Origin of the sequence: Streptoalloteichus hindustanus (genome assembly GCF_900129375.1) — a bacterium.
GTDB classification, from domain to species: Bacteria; Actinomycetota; Actinomycetes; order Mycobacteriales; family Pseudonocardiaceae; genus Streptoalloteichus; species Streptoalloteichus hindustanus.
Map to the genome: position 1 here is coordinate 663,827 of NZ_FQVN01000004.1, position 16,214 is coordinate 680,040.

Sequence of the window (16,214 nt, forward strand, 5' to 3'; positions counted from 1 at the left end):
CGTGGACCCCGCGACGACCTCCGGCCCGGCGTCCGGCGCCGAACTGCGCTGGGACCCCGCGCGCCGGGACTGGGTGGTGGTCGCCGCCGACCGCACCCGCCGCCCCCACGACGCGGGCGGGGCGGGCTGCCCCTTCTGCCCGGGCCCCACCGAGGACACCCCCGCCGAGATCTGGCGGCTGTCGGACGGGCAGGGCTGGCGCGTGCGGGTCGTCCCGAACCGCTACCCCATCGCGGCACCCGACGCGACGACAACGCCACCGCCGCCGACGACGACGCCGCCGCCGCTGCTGTCGTCGGGGCACGGCGGCTTCCGCCGACGCGCCGGGCGCGGCCACCACGAGGTGGTGATCGAGTCGCCGCGCCACGACTGGGACCTCGCCACGGCCGGCGACGACGAGGTCCTCGACGTCCTGCTGACGTGGCGCGAGCGGGCGCGTGCCCTGCGCGCCCGCTCCGCCCAGGTCGTGCTGTTCCGCAACCACGGCGCCGCCTCCGGCACCTCGTTGAGCCACCCGCACTCGCAGGTCGTGTCCCTGCCCGTCCTGCCGGCCCACACGCGGCGGCGAATCCACGCCGCCCGCGAGCATCACCGCCGCACCGGCCGCCCGCTCGGCTCCGACGTCCTGGACCGCGAGCTGGCCGACGGACGGCGAATCCTGCTGGAGACCCCCGACGTCGTCGTCCTGGCGCCCTTCGCCGGCACGTCCAACGCCGAGCTGTGGCTCCAACCGCGAACTCCCCGGGCCGACGTCACCACCGTCCCGGACAGCGAGCTCGCCGACATCGCGGCGTGCCTGCGCCAGGCGCTCGCGGCACTGCGCACGGCGTTCGACGACCCGCCCTACAACCTGGTCGTGGACACCGCCCCCCGCGGCTGGGAGGGGGCGGACTACCTGTCCTGGCAGATCCGGATCGTGCCCCGACTGACCACCCTCGCGGGCTTCGAGCTGGCCACCGGCGTGCCGGTCCTCACCCTCTCCCCGGAGGAGGCGGTGACCCGACTCCGCGCCGCGGCACCACCCGCGCCCACGCCTGCGCGCACCGGCCCGCGCGACGCGCTCGCCGCCCCGAGACCCACGGGAGCACCGCGATGAGCCCCGACGGCCCGAAGCCCGTCGACCGCGTGGTGGTCGGTGTGGGTGGTGTCGACGACAGGCGTGCGCTGGACTGGGCGACCGAGGAGGCAGCGGCCCACCGCGTCCCGCTGGTCGTGCGCCACTGTGTGCGGGGCACACCCGAGGTGTCCTGCGCGCCGGACGGGGCCGTGCTTCCCGTCGCCACCGCCGAACAGCGGCCCGAACAGCGGCCCTCCCCCACCGCCGAGGCGATGCTGAAGGCGCTCGTGGGCGAGGTCGAGTCGTCACATCCCGGGTTGACGGTGCGGGGTGAGTTGCTCCGGGGCCAGCCCGGCCCAGCGCTGAGCGCGGCCGCCCTCCCCGGCGACCTCCTGGTGCTCGCGCCGCACAGCAGACACCGGGTCGCCGCGCGACTTCTCGGCTCCACGTCCAGCTTTCTGCTGGCGCACGCGCCGTGCGCGGTGGCCGCGCTCGGGCCGGGCGCGGCGGACACGGGGAGGGGGCCGTTCGCCGGGCACGTCGTCGCCGCCGTGGACACCGGTGCGGCCAGCGCCGGCGTCGTCGAGCTGGCCTACGCGGAGGCCGCCGTCCACGACTGCCCTCTCGCCGTGGTGCACGTCCAGCGCGAGCACGGGGAGGTCGAGGGGGTGACGGTGGACGAGCGGACCCTGGAGGTCGGCGTCGTCCCGTTCCCTGCCGACCACGCCCTGCTCCAGGCGGCCGTCGAACCGGGCCGGCACCGGTACCCGGAGGTGCCCGTCCGCCGGGCCGCGTTCCGGGGTCCGCTGCCCGAGGTGCTGCGGCAGGCCGCCCTCGGCGCCCGGCTGCTGGTGCTCGGCCGCCCACGCCACCCCTCGTGGCCGCTGCACCTGGTCGACCTGCTCCTCGCGCGCCCGGGATGCCCGGTCGTGGTGGCTCCGCCGCCCGCGACGACCTGAGCGCTCGACCGGGCGATCCTCGGCTGCGGGGGACGACAGTCCTGGACCTGTCGTCCCCCGCAGCCGTGCCGAGAGGAGTCGGAGGAGTCGATCACGCCGATGGCTCGGCGGGGACACCGGCGGCGTGCGGCCACCGCCAGTCGCGGATGTCGGACGGGTCCTCCCCGTGCTCACGCGTGTACGCCCGGCAGCGCAGGCGCTCGTCGAGCATCCGCTGGCGCAGGTGCGCCGCACGCCCGGGCAGCCCGGGCACCCGGTCGATCGCGTCGACCACCAGCCGGAACCGGTCGAGGTCGTTGAGCATGACCATGTCGAACGGCGTGGTGGTGGTGCCCTCCTCCTTGTACCCGCGCACGTGCAGGTTCGGGTGGCCGTGCCGGCGGTAGGCCAGCCGGTGGATCAGCCACGGGTAGCCGTGGAACGCGAAGATGACGGGCCGGTCCACGGTGAACAGGGCGTCGAACTCGGCGTCGGTCATGCCGTGCGGGTGCTCGGTGGGTGGTTGCAGCCGCATCAGGTCGACCACGTTGACCACCCGCACCGCCAGTTCGGGCAGCTCCTCCCGCAGGATCGCCGCCGCGGCCAGCACCTCCAGGGTGGGCACGTCGCCGGCGCAGGCCAAAACGACGTCGGGCTCCCGGCCCTGGTCGCCGCTGGCCCACTCCAGGATTCCGGCGCCCCTGGTGCAGTGCCGGATCGCCTGGGGCATCGGGAACAGGTTGAGCGTGGGTTGCTTGCCGGCCACGACGACGTTGACGTAGTCCCGCGACCGCAGGCAGTGGTCCACTGTGGACAGCAGGGTGTTCGCGTCCGGCGGCAGGTACACCCGGACGACCTCGGCCTTCTTGTTCACGACGTGGTCGAGGAAACCGGGGTCCTGGTGGGAGAAGCCGTTGTGGTCCTGCCGCCACACGTGCGAGGTCAGCAGGTAGTTGAGGGAGGCGATCGGGCGGCGCCACGGGAGCTGGCGCGCCACCTTCAGCCACTTGGCGTGCTGGTTGAACATCGCGTCGATGATGTGGATGAACGCCTCGTAGCAGTTGAACAGGCCGTGCCGGCCGGTCAACAGGTAGCCCTCCAGCCATCCCTGGCACAGGTGCTCCGACAGCACCTCCACCACCCGGCCGTCCGGGGACAGGTGCTCGTCGGTGGGCAGCACCGCGGCGGTCCACGCCCGGTCGGTCACCTCGAAGACCGCGTCGAGCCGGTTGGAGGCCGTCTCGTCCGGGCCGAACAGCCGGAAGTTGTCCTGGTTGGCCCGCATCACCTCGCGCAGCCAGCCGCCCAGCACCCGGGTCGGCTCGCTCCGGCCCACCGCCGGCTCGGGCACGTCGACGGCGAAGTCGCGGAAGTCGGGCAGCCGCAGGTCGCGCAGGAGGAGACCGCCGTTGGCGTGGGGAGAGGCGCTCATCCGGGCGGTCCCCCGCGGCGCCAGGGCGGTCACGAGCTCGCGCGGCCGGCCGGTCGCGTCGAACAGCTCCTCGGGCCGGTAGCCGCGCATCCAGGACTCCAGCATCGCCAGGTGCTCCGGGTCCTCCCGCACCTGGTGCAGCGGCACCTGGTGCGCCCGCCAGGTGCCCTCGACCGGGACGCCGTCCACCACGTGCGGCCCGGTCCAGCCCTTGGGCGTGCGCAGCACGACCACCGGCCAGCGCGGGCGCCGCCGGGCGCCGTCCTCGCGGGCGGCGCGCTGGATCTCGCCGATCCGGTCGAAGGCGGTGTCCATGACCTCGGCCATCCGCCGGTGCACCACGGCCGGGTCGTCGCCGGAGACGAACAGCGGGTCGTGGCCGTAGCCGCGCAGCAGGTCGACCAGCTCGGACTCGGGGACGCGGGCCAACACGGCCGGGTTGGCGATCTTGTACCCGTTGAGGTGCAGGATCGGCAGCACGGCGCCGTCCCTGACCGGGTCGAGCACCTTGTTGGCGTGCCAGCTCGCCGCCAGCGGCCCGGTCTCGGCCTCGCCGTCCCCGATGACGCAGGCCACCACGAGGTCGGGGTTGTCGAAGGCGGCGCCGTAGGCGTGGGTCAGCGCGTACCCCAGCTCGCCGCCCTCGTGGATCGAGCCGGGCGTCTCGGGGGCGACGTGGCTGGGCACCCCTCCGGGGAAGGAGAACTGGCGGAACAGCGTCCGCATGCCGTCGAGGTCCTGCCCCACCGCCGGGTACACCTCGCCGTAGGTGCCGTCCAGCCAGGCGGTGGCCAGCGCGGCCGGCCCGCCGTGGCCCGGCCCGAGGACGTAGAGCACCTCGGCGCCCCTGGCATTGATCACCCGGTTGAGATGGGCGAGCACGAGGTTGAGACCGGGAGTGGTCCCCCAGTGGCCGAGCAGGCGCGGCTTGACGTGCTCGACGCGCAACGGCTCGGTGAGCAGCGGGTTGTCCATGAGGTAGATCTGACCGACCGAGAGGTAGTTCGCCGCCCGCCAGTAGGCGTCCACCTGCCGCAACTCGTCCTCACGGGCAACGGGGGCCGCCCCGGCCGAGGGGGTGGTGTGGGCGGTCCTGTCGGTGTTCGTCGTGGTCTCCATCAGCTCCGTCCCTCCGCGAGCTGCCGCGCCGGCGTCCGCACGTCCTGCGCCCCGGGGACGGCCAGCGCCAGCGTCCGGGCCACCCGCTGGTCGGAGGGGTCGTCGAACTCGTCCTCGATGGTGACCACACCGTGCTCGACCCGCACGGTCCACCGGTCGAAACCACCGTAAATCTCCAGCCTGTGGCGCACGTCAGCGGCGATCGCGGCGTCGTCCCTGGCCAGGACCCGCACCAGGTCCCGGCGGGTGACAATGCCCACGAGGCGCGGGCCCCCGACGACGGGAACGCTGCGGATGCCCTCGCTCAGCATCATCGACGCGACGTCGGCGAGGTCGGCCCCCGCGGGCACGGCCGAGACCGGGGTGGTCATGACCTCGCCGACCGTGGGCGGGGCCGGCGAGCTCGGCGACGTGTCGCGGTACAGGCGGGTCCGGGGGTCGGGCGGGATCCGGTCGCGGACCACGTCGGCCTCGCTGACGATGCCGACGAGGCGCTCGTCGTCGTCCACGACGGGCAGCGCGGTGAGGCCGTGTGCGGCGAGCAGCGCGGCCGCGGCCTTGACGGGTGTCGCCGGGCTCACGGTGATGACTGGACTGGTCATGACGTCCTTGGCGCGCATCCTGTTCTCCTGGTTGTCGGTGGTCCTGTCAGCGCGTGCCCGCTGTCGGCCGTGCTGTCCGTGGCCCCGGCACTGCCCGGCGTGACAGGCGGTGATGTGGGAGCGGTGGTCTAGGAGGTGGGGAGGGGCGGGAGCGGCAGGGGTGGTTCACGCTCCCGCCCCGGTGTCCGGCTCAGCCGACCGTGCTGTACCGCACCAGCGGGTCGGCGACCGGACGTCTCGGCACCTCGACATCCCGGTTCGGAGCACAGGGCCTCGTGGCCCCAGGTCGCCAACACCCGCAACCGAGCCCGCTGCCTCCGGACCGTCCACCACGTGCGGCCAGGACCGCTCCGCCCGCGCGGTCCGCACCAACGCCTGGCGGTGGCCAGGAGTTACGGGCTGTTCGAGAAACGGGAGCCGGTGGGTCGGCCACAGCTCCCGGTCCTCCCGATCGGTCGCCGGCAGCGGGCGCGTCCGGCCAGCGGGCGGCGCGGAGCCCTCAGCCCTGACCCGGGACCGCCGGGGTGGGGCGCTGTGGATGGCGGAGGCCGCCCCGACGGCCGCGAACGCCGCCTCGACCCGGCCGGGCCGCAGCCCCTGCACCTCGGGAACCGCCCTCATGGCGAACCTCACTCCTGCTTGACGAGCAGGCCGGATGGGGTGCCGAACGTTGTACGATCCAGCGTCGCCCCTGGTCCGGGGCCCGGCCCACGGGCGAAAGTCCCCATCCGGCCGGGCACTGCCGCTCCACCGTGTCGGCCGTTGCCTCCGATGACCCGGCGATGACAGCCTGAAAGCACTCCAGCCGGAGGGAGAGGCACGCATGGCGGAAGAGAGCCGGGGCGCACCCGCCGGCGTGGGAATCTCGTTGTCCGGGCTGCGGCTGGACGAGCTGCTCGGCCAGGTCCAGGAGCGGCTGAGCGAGATCGTGCGCACCCGGGACCGGCTCCAGGGCCTGCTCGACGCGATCCTCGCCGTGGCCACCGGGCTGGACCTGGACACCACCCTGCAGCGGATCGCCACCGCCGCGGCCGACCTCGCCGACGCCCGCTACGCCGCCCTGGGTGTCCTGGGCAGCGGCCCGACGCTGTCCCGGTTCGTGTACGTGGGCATCGACGCCGAGACCAGGGCCCGCATGGGCCACCTGCCCGAGGGCAGGGGCCTGCTCGGCCAGCTGATCCGCGATCCCCACCCCCTGCGCCTGGAGGACCTGACCCAGCACCCGGCGTCGGTCGGCTTCCCCGCGAACCACCCGCCGATGCGCACCTTCCTCGGCGTCCCGGTCCGGGTGCGCGACGAGGTGTTCGGCAACCTCTACCTGAGCGAGAAGCGGGACGGCGGGACCTTCACCGCCGACGACGAGGTCGTCATCCAGGCCCTGGCCGCCGCCGCCGGCATCGCGGTGGACAACGCCCGGCTGTTCGAGCAGGCCAAGCTGCGGCAACGCTGGCTGGAGGCGGCCGGGGAGATCACCACCGAGCTGCTGTCCGGCGCGGGCTCCGCCGACGCGCTGCGGCTGATCGCCCAGCGGTCACTGGAACTGGCCGAGGCCGACGGCGCGCTGATCGTGCTCCGCGTCGACTCCGACGGCCCTGACCTCGTGGTCTCCGCGGCGGCCGGGCAGGCCGCGGCGGCGCAGGGCCTCCGGCTGACCGCGGAGGAGCCGGTGGTGGGGCAGGCCCTGCGGCAGGGCGCGCCGGTGCTGGCCGCCGGGCGGGGCGACGAGGAGATCGGGGAGATCCGACGCACGTTGCCGGAGGTCGGCCCGCTCGTCGCGGTCCCGCTCCGCGCGGGCGACCGCACCACGGGCGTCGTGCTCGCCCTGCGCGGCAAGGGCGCCGAGCCCTTCCTGCCCCACGAGGTTCCCCTGTTGTCCTCCTTCGCCGACCAGGCCGCGCTCGCGCTCGAACTCGCGGCCAAGAACCAGGCGCAACGCCAACTCGCCGTCTTCACCGACCGTGACCGCATCGCCCGCGACCTGCACGACCACGTCATCCAGCGACTGTTCGCCACCGGCCTGGGCCTGCAGAGCACCATGCACCGCACCACCGACGGGGAGATCCGCCGGCGGGTCCGCGACGCGGTCGAACAACTGGACCAGACCGTGCGCGAGATCCGCACCTCGATCTTCGACCTGCACACCCACGAGGAGGAGGTCAACTCCGAACTGCGGCGGAGGCTGCTGGACATCGTCGCCGAAGCCACCGCGAACACCGCGCTGTCCTCCTCCGTGCGGCTGTCCGGCCCGATCGACACGCTGGTCGAGGCCGAGCTGGCCGAACACACGGTGGCGGTGCTGCGCGAGGCGGTCAGCAACGCCGTCCGCCACTCCGGCGGCAGCCAGGTGGTCGTGACCGTCGACGCGGCCAACGACCTCGTGCTGGAGGTCGCCGACGACGGCGTGGGCATCGACCCCGAGGTGGCCCGCAGCGGTCTGCGGAACCTGGAGAACCGCGCGAACGAGGTCGGCGGGTCCCTCGTCGTCCAGGCCGAACCCGGCGGAGGCACCGTCCTGCGCTGGCGCGCACCGCTCACGTCGGGTCGATGACGGCGACGGGTTCACCGCCGTCGGCCTGAGCTTTCCCGACGCATCTCGGTGGCCAGCACCGCGACCTGCGTCCGGCGCTGCATCCCCAGCTTCGCCAACAGGTGCGACACGTAGTTCTTCACCGTCTTCTCCGCCAGGAACATCCGCTCCGCGATCTGCCGGTTCGTCAGCCCCTCACCGATCAGATCCAGGACCGTCCGCTCCTGCTCGGTCAGCTCCCGCAACGGGTCCGCGCGCTCCTGGTCGCGACGCAGCCGGGCCAGCAACGCCGAGGTCGTCCGGGTGTCCAGCAGGGACTGCCCGGCCCCGACGGTGCGGATCGCCGCCACCAGGTCGCCGCCCAACACCTGCTTGAGCACGAAACCCGACGCGCCAGCCATGATCGCGTCCAGCAGAGCTTCGTCGTCGGCGAACGACGTCAACATCAGACACCGCAGCTCCGGAAGCTGCGACCGCAGCTCCCGGCACAACTCCACCCCGTTGCCGTCCGGCAGCCGCACGTCGAGCACGGCCACATCCGGCCGCGTCGCCGGCACCCGGGCCAACGCCTCCGCCACCGAAGCGGCTTCTCCGGCCACGGCGAGACCCGCATCCGAATCGAGGAGATCGGCGATCCCGCGCCGCACGATCTCGTGGTCGTCGACCAGGAACACTCGGATGCCCATCCGCCACCACCCTTCTCCTGTCAGAACCTACGCGTTCGCACTCCTGCTGACCCGGGCCGAAAGTCCCTGTCGGGGCCTCCGGCGGGACAGGGTCCTCCCTCCTGGGTGGCCGGGTCGTCATGCCCTGCCGCGGGCGGCGCTCCGGGGCGATGCTGGTTGCCCAGGAGAGCCGGAGGCGGTAGGTCATGAACAGGTCAGAGCTGGTCGTTGTCGGTGTCGACGGGTCCCCGCCCAGTGTTGCCGCGCTGACGTGGGCGGCGCGGGAGGCCGAGTCGCTGGACGCCCCGCTCCGCGCGGTCCTCGTCCACCCCGAGGACGGGCGGGAGGCGACGCGGCAGGGCGCCGAGCGGCTGTCCCGCGCCACCGCCGCCCTCCCGCCCGAGGTGCTCACGGCCCGGGTCAGCCACGTCGTGCTGGCCGGGCGCCCGGCGGTGGAGCTGGTCGAGCAGGCCCGCTCGGCCCGCCTGCTCGTCCTGGGCGGCCACCCCCAGCGGCGGTGGACCACGTCGGTCACCGCCCACTGCCTGCGCGAGGCGGCCTGCCCCGTCGCGGTAGTGCCACCCCAGCCCGAACCCGCCACCGCCACCACCTCCGCCGTCGAGTCCCCTGCCGCGCCCTCGACGCCACCGGTCCAGGACACCGCCGTGTCGGCGGTCATGAGCCGGTTCGTGCTCGCCGTGCGGCCCGACACGCCCCTGCCCGACGCGCTGCGTCTCATGGCGTCGTGCGCGGTCCGGCACCTGCCGGTCGTCGACGAGGGCGTGTGCACCGGCCTGCTGTCCGAGGCGGACGCGCTGTGGCGGCTCACCGCGGACCGCTCGCTCTCCGGCCCCACCGCCACGGCCGCGCAGGTGGCCCAGCGCCCACTCCCCCACGTCCCCGCGAACTCCACGCTGGGCCAGGCCGCGAGCCAGATGCGCGACACCGACGGCGACGGCCTGCTCGTCACCGACGGCGACCAGGTCGTGGGCATCCTGACCACCGCCGACGTGCTGGCCCTGCTCGCCCACCCGCCGGCGGGGTCCGCCGAACCCGGCCCGAGCACGCGCCGGCGGAACGCCACGCGGCGCAGGACGCTGGTCGTGGGGGTCGACGACTCCCCCTGCGGCCTCGCCGCCCTGCGCTGGACGTTGCACCACGCGGAGCGGACCGGCGCGCAGGTCCGCGTGGTCTCGGTCTGCCCGGTCTCGCCCGTGCTCCCCTCGTCCGTCCCCCTGCCCGTGACCAGCACCGACAACGCGCTGGACGAGCGACACCACACCGTGCTCGCCTCCGCCGTCGAGCAGGCGGGAGATGTGGCCCGACGGGTTTCCCCCGACCAGGTCGTGGCCCACGGCGAGCCCGGCCCGGTGCTGTGCGCGCTCGCCGAGGACGCCGCGATGCTGGTGGTGGGCAGCCACGGCCACGGGCGCGTGATGTCGGCTCTGCTGGGCTCCACCAGCGACTACAGCGTGCGGCACGCCCACTGCCCCGTCGTCGTGGTCCCACCCTCCGCGTCCGTCTAGGTGACGCCCCGGAGCTACGAGCGATTCCACGCCCTCACCCCGGTCGAAGGGACTCGACCGGGGTGAGGGCGTTTCGCCTGTCGATCAGGGGTCGGACCCTGGACGGGTTCAGCCGGCCGTGACCAGGTGGTCCGCGCGGAAGTGGCTCGTGTCGCCGGTTGCGGCCGGTTTCCCGGGCCGTCCCACCGCGAGCACGACGGCAGCCAGCACCGGCTCCCCCCGAACGTCGCGGAGGGCGCGCTCGGCGAGGTTGCGTGGAGTGAACAGGCCGGCCCAGGCCGCGGACAGCGCCCACTCCAGCTCGGTTTCGTCCGACACCACCACCAGGGCGCCCACCGCGCTGGTGTCCCCATCCGTCGTCGAGGCCAGGACGAGCGCCGACCCGCGCCAGTCCATCTCCCGATAGGCCTGTCGCGCCGCCGCTTCGACGGCGGGAGCGACGCCTGCCGCGTGGACCAGCTCGCGCAACTGCCGGCAGTGCAGGGCGAGCTGCTCGGAGTGGTCGACGAGCGTGAGCGCGTCGTGCACGGTGCGCCGCAACTCGTCACGCACTCCGGCATCACTCATCGACCGCAGGTACGCCTCTCCCGACACGACGAAACCGGTCGGTAATCGCGCCCCGGCCGAGGCCAGGTGCGCCAACCACACCGCGGTGCTCCCGATGTTGCCCTCTTCGGTCGGACAGAGCTGGTCGAACCGCCGGACGAAGCTCATCTCGCACTCCCTTGCGACATCGCCGCGCACGCGGCGCTGGACGGTGGAACAGATCCGGGCTGTGGCCCAGCGCGGGCGCCCGGGACGCGGTCGACGGGCAGGCCCGCGACGCCGGCCCCGTGAGCTGCGCCCGCGCTGGGCCGAAAGCCCTCAGTTCTGGCCGACCGGAGTGGCCGGGACCATCGCCGTGGCGGGCCGCACGACGGCCACCGGGCACGCGGCCGAGCGCAGCAGCGCCCGACTCACCGAGCCGAGCACCAGCGCGCCCAGCCGGCGCCGCCCGTGGGTGCCCACGACCAGCAGCGCGGACGTCTCGGCGCGACGCCGCAGCTCGGTGAGGGCGTCCGCCGCGACGATCGACACCCACATCGACACCTGGGGCCACCGGAGGGACACGTCGACGGCGACCTGGTTGAGGTGGTGCTGGGCCGCCCGCTGGCCGTCCCAGTCCCCGCCCGCGTCCCGACGCGGCCAGCAGTGCACCACGTGCAACGGGGCCTGCCGACGCTCCGCCTCGGCGAAGGCGAACTCCAGCACCGCCGGGGCCGCGGCGTCGTCGTCGATCCCCACCGTCACCGGGCCGCCCGGCCGGACCGGGGTGTCACCCAGGGGCACCGCCACGACCGGGCAGGTCGCGGCGACGCTCATCTCCGTGGCCAGACAACCGAGGACCGTCTCCGCGAACGCGCTGTGCGGACTGCTGCCGAGAACCAACAACGCCGCGTGCCGGGACGCCGTCCCCAACACGAGGTCGGGGCGGCCGGTGGCCAGAACGGTGTTCACGGCCAGGTCCGGGTGGGCCGCGCGGGCCTGAGCGGCCGCCGCGTCGAGCGCGGCCCGCCCGGCCGCGCGCACCGACAGGTCGTTGGCGGGCGGAACATAACCGCCCAGGGTCAACGGGATCTCGTAGGGCATGGGCACGTAGGCGTGCAGCAGGCACAAGCGAACCTGCCGGCGCGCCGCCTCCGCGGCGGCCCACGCCACCACCTTCGCGTCGTCGTCCCCGACACCGGAGATTCCCGCGACCACCGCGCCGTCGTACTGCTCGTTCATGGCGTCCTCCAGGGAATTGGCGCTTCTTGAGTCCGAAATGGACGGTGGCGTGCCCCGGATGGATGGGCGGGCCGACAACGTGTCATCAGACCACTACGTCACTAACCAGCACGGTAGGCGCGTCCCCACCGGACAAACGCCGGCGAAAGTCAGCAACCCCCAGGGACGAAGGACCCCGCGTCCCAGCCGCCGCGAGGGCGCGCCGCCGGACGCCGTTTCCGCAGGTTGACGGGACTGGCGGAGCGCAGGGCGCCGGGAATCTGGGGCGGTGTGCTGAGCTGGGAACGCTACGCGGACGACACAGCGGGCGAGGCGCTGGGCACGGGTCTCCATCAGCTCGGCGGCCCTGGGAGAACGACGTGTCGAGCGGCGAGTGTTCAGTCAGGTGATGACGTCGGGGTGTCCGTGCGGCCCAGTTCGGCGAGCACCGCCTGGATCGCGGGGCTGGCGTCGGCGCTGCGCCGCCACGCCGCGTGGATCTCGCGTTTCGGCGGTCGCCCCAGCGGTCGGGAGACGAGCCCCTCCCCCAGGGGCGGGCGGGCGAGGCGGGGAACCAGGGCGATGACCTGGTTCGCGCGCACCAGTGACAACTGGGTGGAGAAGTCGTCGACCAGGTGGCGCACGTCGGGGTCGTCGGGCACGTCGGCGACCAGCCGCCGGAACCACTGGTGGCACACCGTGCCGGGCGGGCTGGTCACCCACGTCTGGCCGGCGAGGTCGGCGCTGGTCAACGGCCGGTCGAGCCGCGCGAGCGGATGGGTTCGCCGCATCACGACGTCGCCGATGTCGGTGTGGACGTGGTGCTGGGCCAGGGGCACGGGCAGCGGGGCCGGCAGCCCGTCGGCGTCGTGGACGAGCGCGAGATCGGCCGCGCCGCTGTGGATGCTGTGCAGGGCCTGCTCGGGGTCCTGCTCCGTGATGTGCAGCCGCAGGTCAGGACAGCGCGCCGACAGTCGCGGGATCATCGGCGCGAGCAGCCCGCGAATCCCTGTCGAGAAGGCGACCACGCGGAGCGTGCCGCGCGGAGCGCCCTCCGCGACCGACCGGGCCGCCTCGGCGCAGCGCTCCAGCGCCTGGAACACCTCGGGCGCCGCGTCCACGATGGCCTGCCCGGCCGGGGTGAGCACCACCCCGCGCCCCGCCGGCGCGAGCACGGGCACCCCGATCTGGCGCTCCAACCGTTTGATCTGCTGCGACACCGCCGAGGGCGTGAACCCGAGCTCCTCGGCCGCCCGCGCCAACGTCCCCAGCGCGGCCACCGACCGCAACGCCCGCAGAGCCCCGATCTCGACCATGAAGCCAGACTATGCAATACCGGTGAAAAAGCATCGCTGGACCACACCGGTCGGCACCGGACACGATCACTTCATGACCGATCCGCAGCACCCGGCCGAGCTCCTCTTCGGCTCCAACCTGGTCGCCATGGTGACCCCCCTGCAGCCCGACGGCGCGATCAGCGAGCCCGGGCTCGTCAGCCTCGTCGACCACCTGCTGGCCAGGGGGTGCGACGGCATCGTCGTCGGGGGCACCACCGGCGAGGCGCCCACCCTGACCGACGCCGAGCTGACCCGCCTGGTCCGCGCGGTGGCAACCCAGGTACAGGGCCGAGCCCGGGTGATCGCCGGTGTCGGCACCTACGACACCGCCGCCAGCATCCGCCGCGCCCGCCAGGTCGAGGCCGCGGGAGCGGACGCCCTGCTGCTGGTCTGCCCCTACTACTCCAAGCCGACCCAGGCCGGAGTGGTGGCGCACTGCCTGGCGGTGGCCGACGCCACCGAGCTGCCCGTGATGCTCTACGACATCCCCGCACGCGCGGGCATCGCCATGGAAGCGCCGACCCTGGTCGAACTCGCCGACCACCCGCGCATCCGGGCGGTCAAGGACGCCAAGGGCGACCTGTTCGAAGCGATGTCGGTCATGGCCAGCACGTCCCTGGCCTACTACTGCGGCATCGACGAGCTCAACCTGCCCTACCTCGCCTCCGGCGCCACCGGCGTGGTCAGCGCCGTGGGCAACATCGTCGCCGACCGCAACGCCGCGCTGATCCACGCGGTCCGCGACGGCGATCTCGACACGGCGCGGTCGATCCACGTCTCACTGATCCCCCTGGTGGAAGCCGTCATGCGAACCTCCCCCGCGGCCGTCATGGCCAAGGCCGCCCTGGCCGAACTCGGGATCATCCCCCACGCGACGGTGCGCCTCCCGCTCCTCGAAGCGCCGCACCACCACCGTCAGCAGCTCACCAACGCCCTGACCACCCTCACCGTGCCAGCCTGACGCCCCTCACGCCGCGTATGTGCGCGAGACCGGTTCGCCATTCACGCGAGCAGAATCTGTGGACAATGCACACGATCGGTCGTTAGACATGTGATTCGCACTTGGTGCGCCCATATGTTTCTGCGGACGCACCAGGCAGGACCTCCTGTCACAGGTCGGGCGGGTCGAAGTCCGGATCGCTCTCAGTGGGTGAGGTCGGCGCGTACTGCCGCAGGCGTCCATCACGGAACATCCACAGCCGGAAGAACATCTGCTCCTGGTCCATCAGGAAGACCTGAACGGCGCGGGGGCAGCGCCACGGAATCCGGCCGACCTGATCGAGCACCGGGTCCAGATCGGCGTGGTTGAGCGCACCCGCCCGGACTTCGCACTCCGGGTGCTTCCACCCACCCCAGGGCGGGTCCTCCCCTCGGTGGTGTCTCGCAGATACCCACACCCCCGCGAATATCACCACGACCACAGCCGAGGACGCCCCTGCGAGGAAGTGCTGCGCGGGTTACGGCAGGCGGGTCAACGTGAAGGTCAGCATGTCGTGGCCGGGACGGGTGACGGTGACGTCGGTGAAGCAGCCGCGCTCGACGTCGAGCACCATGGCCAGCAGGCGCCCGTCCGGGACCGAGAACCCGTTGTAGGGGGAGCGCTCGTTGCCCAGGGGCCGCGCGGTGATTCGCACCGGTGTGTCACCAGAGATGCTGGACACCGTCACACGGGCGAGCAGATCGACCGGGCGCACCATCTCCACCAGCCAGGCGTCGACCACGCCCGGCCAGGAGTAGAAGTACAGCGGATCGTCCGGGGAGGCGCTCGGGGTTGGTAGCGGCGTTCGGGTCGTGCGGCCGTGCTCGGAGTGCACCAGTTCCTCGCCGTCGCAGGACTGGAGCAGTTCGTCCCCACCTCCGCGTGCCGTGTAGGACCAGCGCAGCAGGTCGTCGGCTTCCAGCACGTGCTCGGACCGCTCCCGCACGGAGCCGTCCTCCCCCACCACATCGCACCTCGCGGTCGCGCTGACCGAGCTGCGGGTCACTCGCGCCAACCATGATGCGATCTCCAGCGACATCAGGTCCTCACCCCCTGTCGATCCGAACGGCCCAGGACCTCACGGACCGCCCGTCGAGGATGCCGCCGCCGAACCCCTCGGTGCGCCACCGGTGCCACGTGCCGTACCCGCAGCCCACGTCCACCGTGACCCGCACTCTCCGGGCGGTCTTGGGGCCCTCGGTCCTGGTCTTCTGGTGTTCCCCTCCGTACCAGCGCGAACGGTAGCTCTTGTCGGTAATCGTGTTGTTCACGATCGTGGTGCCGTTGCGGAAGGACTCAACGCGCGTGTGAATCTGGTTGTTCGTGGTGTACGAAGCGTGCGGCAAGGTCGACCCGAACCCACCACTACTTGGCCGCGCCCCAGCAGGACTTACCGGGCTGATCAACCGGTCCTGCCGATGATCCTCCTTCTGGATTCGACCAGAAGGCGGACCCCTTTCGGCTGGCAGCCGCCAAGTACACCCTCCAGCGGGCGGAGTCGCTGACACGTACACGTGCCAGCGACAGCGGTGGGTCGTTCACCGAAATCCCGCGAGATGTTGTTCCTCTGTGTGATTGTGTGACGACCCGTTGGTTACCTCGCAGGAGAGCCGATGCCCCTACGTCGCCCAACCCCCGAACAGGATGCTGCGGTGGAGGCGTTCCGCCGCGGCGACGATCTCGTCCTGCAAGCGGGCGCGGGGACCGGGAAGACCACAACACTGACGATGCTGGCCGCGGCGTCCCGCCGACGGGGCCGGTATCTGGCGTTCAACAAGTCGATCGCCCAGGAAGCACAGCGCAGGTTCCCGGGCAACGTCGTCTGCTCGACCGCACACAGCCTGGCGTTCCAAGCCGTCGGCCACCGCTTCCAGGACCGGATGGACCGTCCGCGCATGGCCACCGCGAAGCTGGCGCAGCTGCTGAAAATCGACATGCGCGTGACGATCGGCGCCCGCAAGCTGCATCCCCCCACGCTGTGCTCGATCGCCCGGGACACGGTGCAGCAGTACTGCTACTCCGCCGACGACGTCCTCACCCACCAGCACGTGCCCTGGCCCAAGGGCATCAGCGAGGAACACGAGCACGACCAGCTCGCCCAGATCGTGCTCCCCATGGCCGAGCGCATGTGGACTGACCTCCAGGACCCGGACCGGGGGAAAGTCCCGTTCAAGCACGACCACTACCTGAAGATCTGGTTCACGCTCTACCCCTGACCAGGCCGTTTGCATCTTGTTGATCTCCTCAGGCCGTCGTCAGGCCGTCTGACGCCCATCACGCCGCCGA

General features: G+C 72.8%; 14 protein-coding genes. 6 read left to right on the plus strand and 8 right to left on the minus strand.

Translation table 11 applies throughout. From position 1 onward, the window contains the following. Nucleotide 1: 1 nt before the first annotated feature. Both BUE43_RS15900 and BUE43_RS15905 read left to right on the plus strand, forming a co-directional pair. Complete coding sequence (locus BUE43_RS15900; RefSeq protein ID WP_073483751.1) at nt 2–1,096, plus strand: galactose-1-phosphate uridylyltransferase; 1,095 nt, start codon at nt 2–4, stop codon at nt 1,094–1,096. Continuing rightward, nucleotides 1,093–2,016 carry a universal stress protein gene (locus BUE43_RS15905; RefSeq protein WP_073483753.1) on the plus strand — a complete coding sequence of 308 codons (924 nt, stop codon included), beginning with the start codon at nt 1,093–1,095 and terminating at the stop codon, nt 2,014–2,016. The genes BUE43_RS15900 and BUE43_RS15905 overlap by 4 nt, the downstream gene beginning before the upstream one ends. Nucleotides 2,017–2,107: 91 nt before the next feature. Here BUE43_RS15905 and BUE43_RS15910 read toward each other — a convergent pair whose 3' ends face one another. Together BUE43_RS15910 and BUE43_RS15915 are read right to left on the minus strand one after the other, a co-directional pair. After that, nucleotides 2,108–4,546, minus strand: coding sequence for a phosphoketolase family protein (locus BUE43_RS15910; RefSeq protein WP_073483755.1), 2,439 nt, complete (start codon nt 4,544–4,546; stop codon nt 2,108–2,110). Then, on the minus strand, nt 4,546–5,166 hold the full coding sequence (locus BUE43_RS15915; RefSeq protein ID WP_073483757.1) for a CBS domain-containing protein: 621 nt from the start codon (nt 5,164–5,166) through the stop codon (nt 4,546–4,548). The genes BUE43_RS15910 and BUE43_RS15915 overlap by 1 nt, the downstream gene beginning before the upstream one ends. Before the next feature lie 805 nt (nt 5,167–5,971). On the opposite strand from BUE43_RS15915, the gene BUE43_RS15920 reads away from it, so the two are divergent. Next, the gene (locus tag BUE43_RS15920) at nt 5,972–7,696 is read left to right on the plus strand and encodes a sensor histidine kinase (RefSeq protein ID WP_073483759.1); all 1,725 of its coding nucleotides are present in this window, start codon (nt 5,972–5,974) and stop codon (nt 7,694–7,696) included. Nucleotides 7,697–7,707: 11 nt separating this feature from the next. Here BUE43_RS15920 and BUE43_RS15925 read toward each other — a convergent pair whose 3' ends face one another. After that, entirely contained in the window at nt 7,708–8,361 is a 654-nt protein-coding gene (locus BUE43_RS15925; protein ID WP_073483761.1) for a response regulator, read from the minus strand. A gap of 185 nt (nt 8,362–8,546) precedes the next feature. On the opposite strand from BUE43_RS15925, the gene BUE43_RS15930 reads away from it, so the two are divergent. Then, a complete protein-coding gene (locus BUE43_RS15930) occupies nt 8,547–9,866 on the plus strand; it encodes a universal stress protein (RefSeq protein WP_073483763.1) in 1,320 nt (439 codons plus the stop codon). 108 nt (nt 9,867–9,974) lie between these two features. Here the strand turns inward: BUE43_RS15930 and BUE43_RS15935 are convergent, their stop codons facing one another. The 3 genes from BUE43_RS15935 to BUE43_RS15945 form a co-directional block, all read right to left on the minus strand. Continuing rightward, on the minus strand, nt 9,975–10,580 hold the full coding sequence (locus tag BUE43_RS15935) for a PEP/pyruvate-binding domain-containing protein (RefSeq protein ID WP_073483765.1): 606 nt from the start codon (nt 10,578–10,580) through the stop codon (nt 9,975–9,977). Nucleotides 10,581–10,730: 150 nt separating this feature from the next. Continuing rightward, nucleotides 10,731–11,633: a universal stress protein gene (locus tag BUE43_RS15940; RefSeq protein WP_073483767.1), complete on the minus strand. Its 903-nt coding sequence runs from the start codon at nt 11,631–11,633 to the stop codon at nt 10,731–10,733. Nucleotides 11,634–12,010: 377 nt separating this feature from the next. Then, nucleotides 12,011–12,928, minus strand: a complete 918-nt coding sequence (locus tag BUE43_RS15945; RefSeq protein WP_073483769.1) for a LysR family transcriptional regulator — start codon at nt 12,926–12,928, stop codon at nt 12,011–12,013. A gap of 73 nt (nt 12,929–13,001) precedes the next feature. Between BUE43_RS15945 and dapA the strand changes: the two genes are divergently transcribed. Continuing rightward, a complete protein-coding gene (dapA, locus tag BUE43_RS15950; protein WP_073483771.1) occupies nt 13,002–13,910 on the plus strand; it encodes a 4-hydroxy-tetrahydrodipicolinate synthase in 909 nt (302 codons plus the stop codon). A 496-nt stretch (nt 13,911–14,406) separates the two neighbouring features. On the opposite strand, the gene BUE43_RS15960 is transcribed toward dapA, so the two are convergent. Further along, the gene (locus tag BUE43_RS15960) at nt 14,407–14,892 is read right to left on the minus strand and encodes a hypothetical protein (protein WP_143174182.1); all 486 of its coding nucleotides are present in this window, start codon (nt 14,890–14,892) and stop codon (nt 14,407–14,409) included. Between the two features lie 82 nt (nt 14,893–14,974). Beyond that, on the minus strand, nt 14,975–15,199 hold the full coding sequence (locus BUE43_RS15965; RefSeq protein WP_143174183.1) for a hypothetical protein: 225 nt from the start codon (nt 15,197–15,199) through the stop codon (nt 14,975–14,977). Nucleotides 15,200–15,541: 342 nt separating this feature from the next. Between BUE43_RS15965 and BUE43_RS15970 the strand changes: the two genes are divergently transcribed. Then, complete coding sequence (locus BUE43_RS15970; RefSeq protein ID WP_083959718.1) at nt 15,542–16,144, plus strand: AAA family ATPase; 603 nt, start codon at nt 15,542–15,544, stop codon at nt 16,142–16,144. The last annotated feature ends 70 nt before the right edge of the window (nt 16,145–16,214 follow it).

Excerpts from the sequence above, each read along its gene's own strand:
- BUE43_RS15915 (WP_073483757.1), bottom strand. The coding sequence starts at position 5,166 with ATGCGCGCCAAGGACGTCATGACCAGTCCAGTCATCACCGTGAGCCCG.
- BUE43_RS15925 (WP_073483761.1), bottom strand. The coding sequence starts at position 8,361 with ATGGGCATCCGAGTGTTCCTGGTCGACGACCACGAGATCGTGCGGCGC.
- BUE43_RS15935 (WP_073483765.1), bottom strand. The coding sequence starts at position 10,580 with ATGAGCTTCGTCCGGCGGTTCGACCAGCTCTGTCCGACCGAAGAGGGC.
- BUE43_RS15945 (WP_073483769.1), bottom strand. The coding sequence starts at position 12,928 with ATGGTCGAGATCGGGGCTCTGCGGGCGTTGCGGTCGGTGGCCGCGCTG.
- BUE43_RS15905 (WP_073483753.1), top strand. The coding sequence starts at position 1,093 with ATGAGCCCCGACGGCCCGAAGCCCGTCGACCGCGTGGTGGTCGGTGTG.
- BUE43_RS15970 (WP_083959718.1), top strand. The coding sequence starts at position 15,542 with ATGCCCCTACGTCGCCCAACCCCCGAACAGGATGCTGCGGTGGAGGCG.
- BUE43_RS15940 (WP_073483767.1), bottom strand. The coding sequence starts at position 11,633 with ATGAACGAGCAGTACGACGGCGCGGTGGTCGCGGGAATCTCCGGTGTC.
- dapA (WP_073483771.1), top strand. The coding sequence starts at position 13,002 with ATGACCGATCCGCAGCACCCGGCCGAGCTCCTCTTCGGCTCCAACCTG.
- BUE43_RS15910 (WP_073483755.1), bottom strand. The coding sequence starts at position 4,546 with ATGGAGACCACGACGAACACCGACAGGACCGCCCACACCACCCCCTCG.
- BUE43_RS15930 (WP_073483763.1), top strand. The coding sequence starts at position 8,547 with ATGAACAGGTCAGAGCTGGTCGTTGTCGGTGTCGACGGGTCCCCGCCC.
- BUE43_RS15920 (WP_073483759.1), top strand. The coding sequence starts at position 5,972 with ATGGCGGAAGAGAGCCGGGGCGCACCCGCCGGCGTGGGAATCTCGTTG.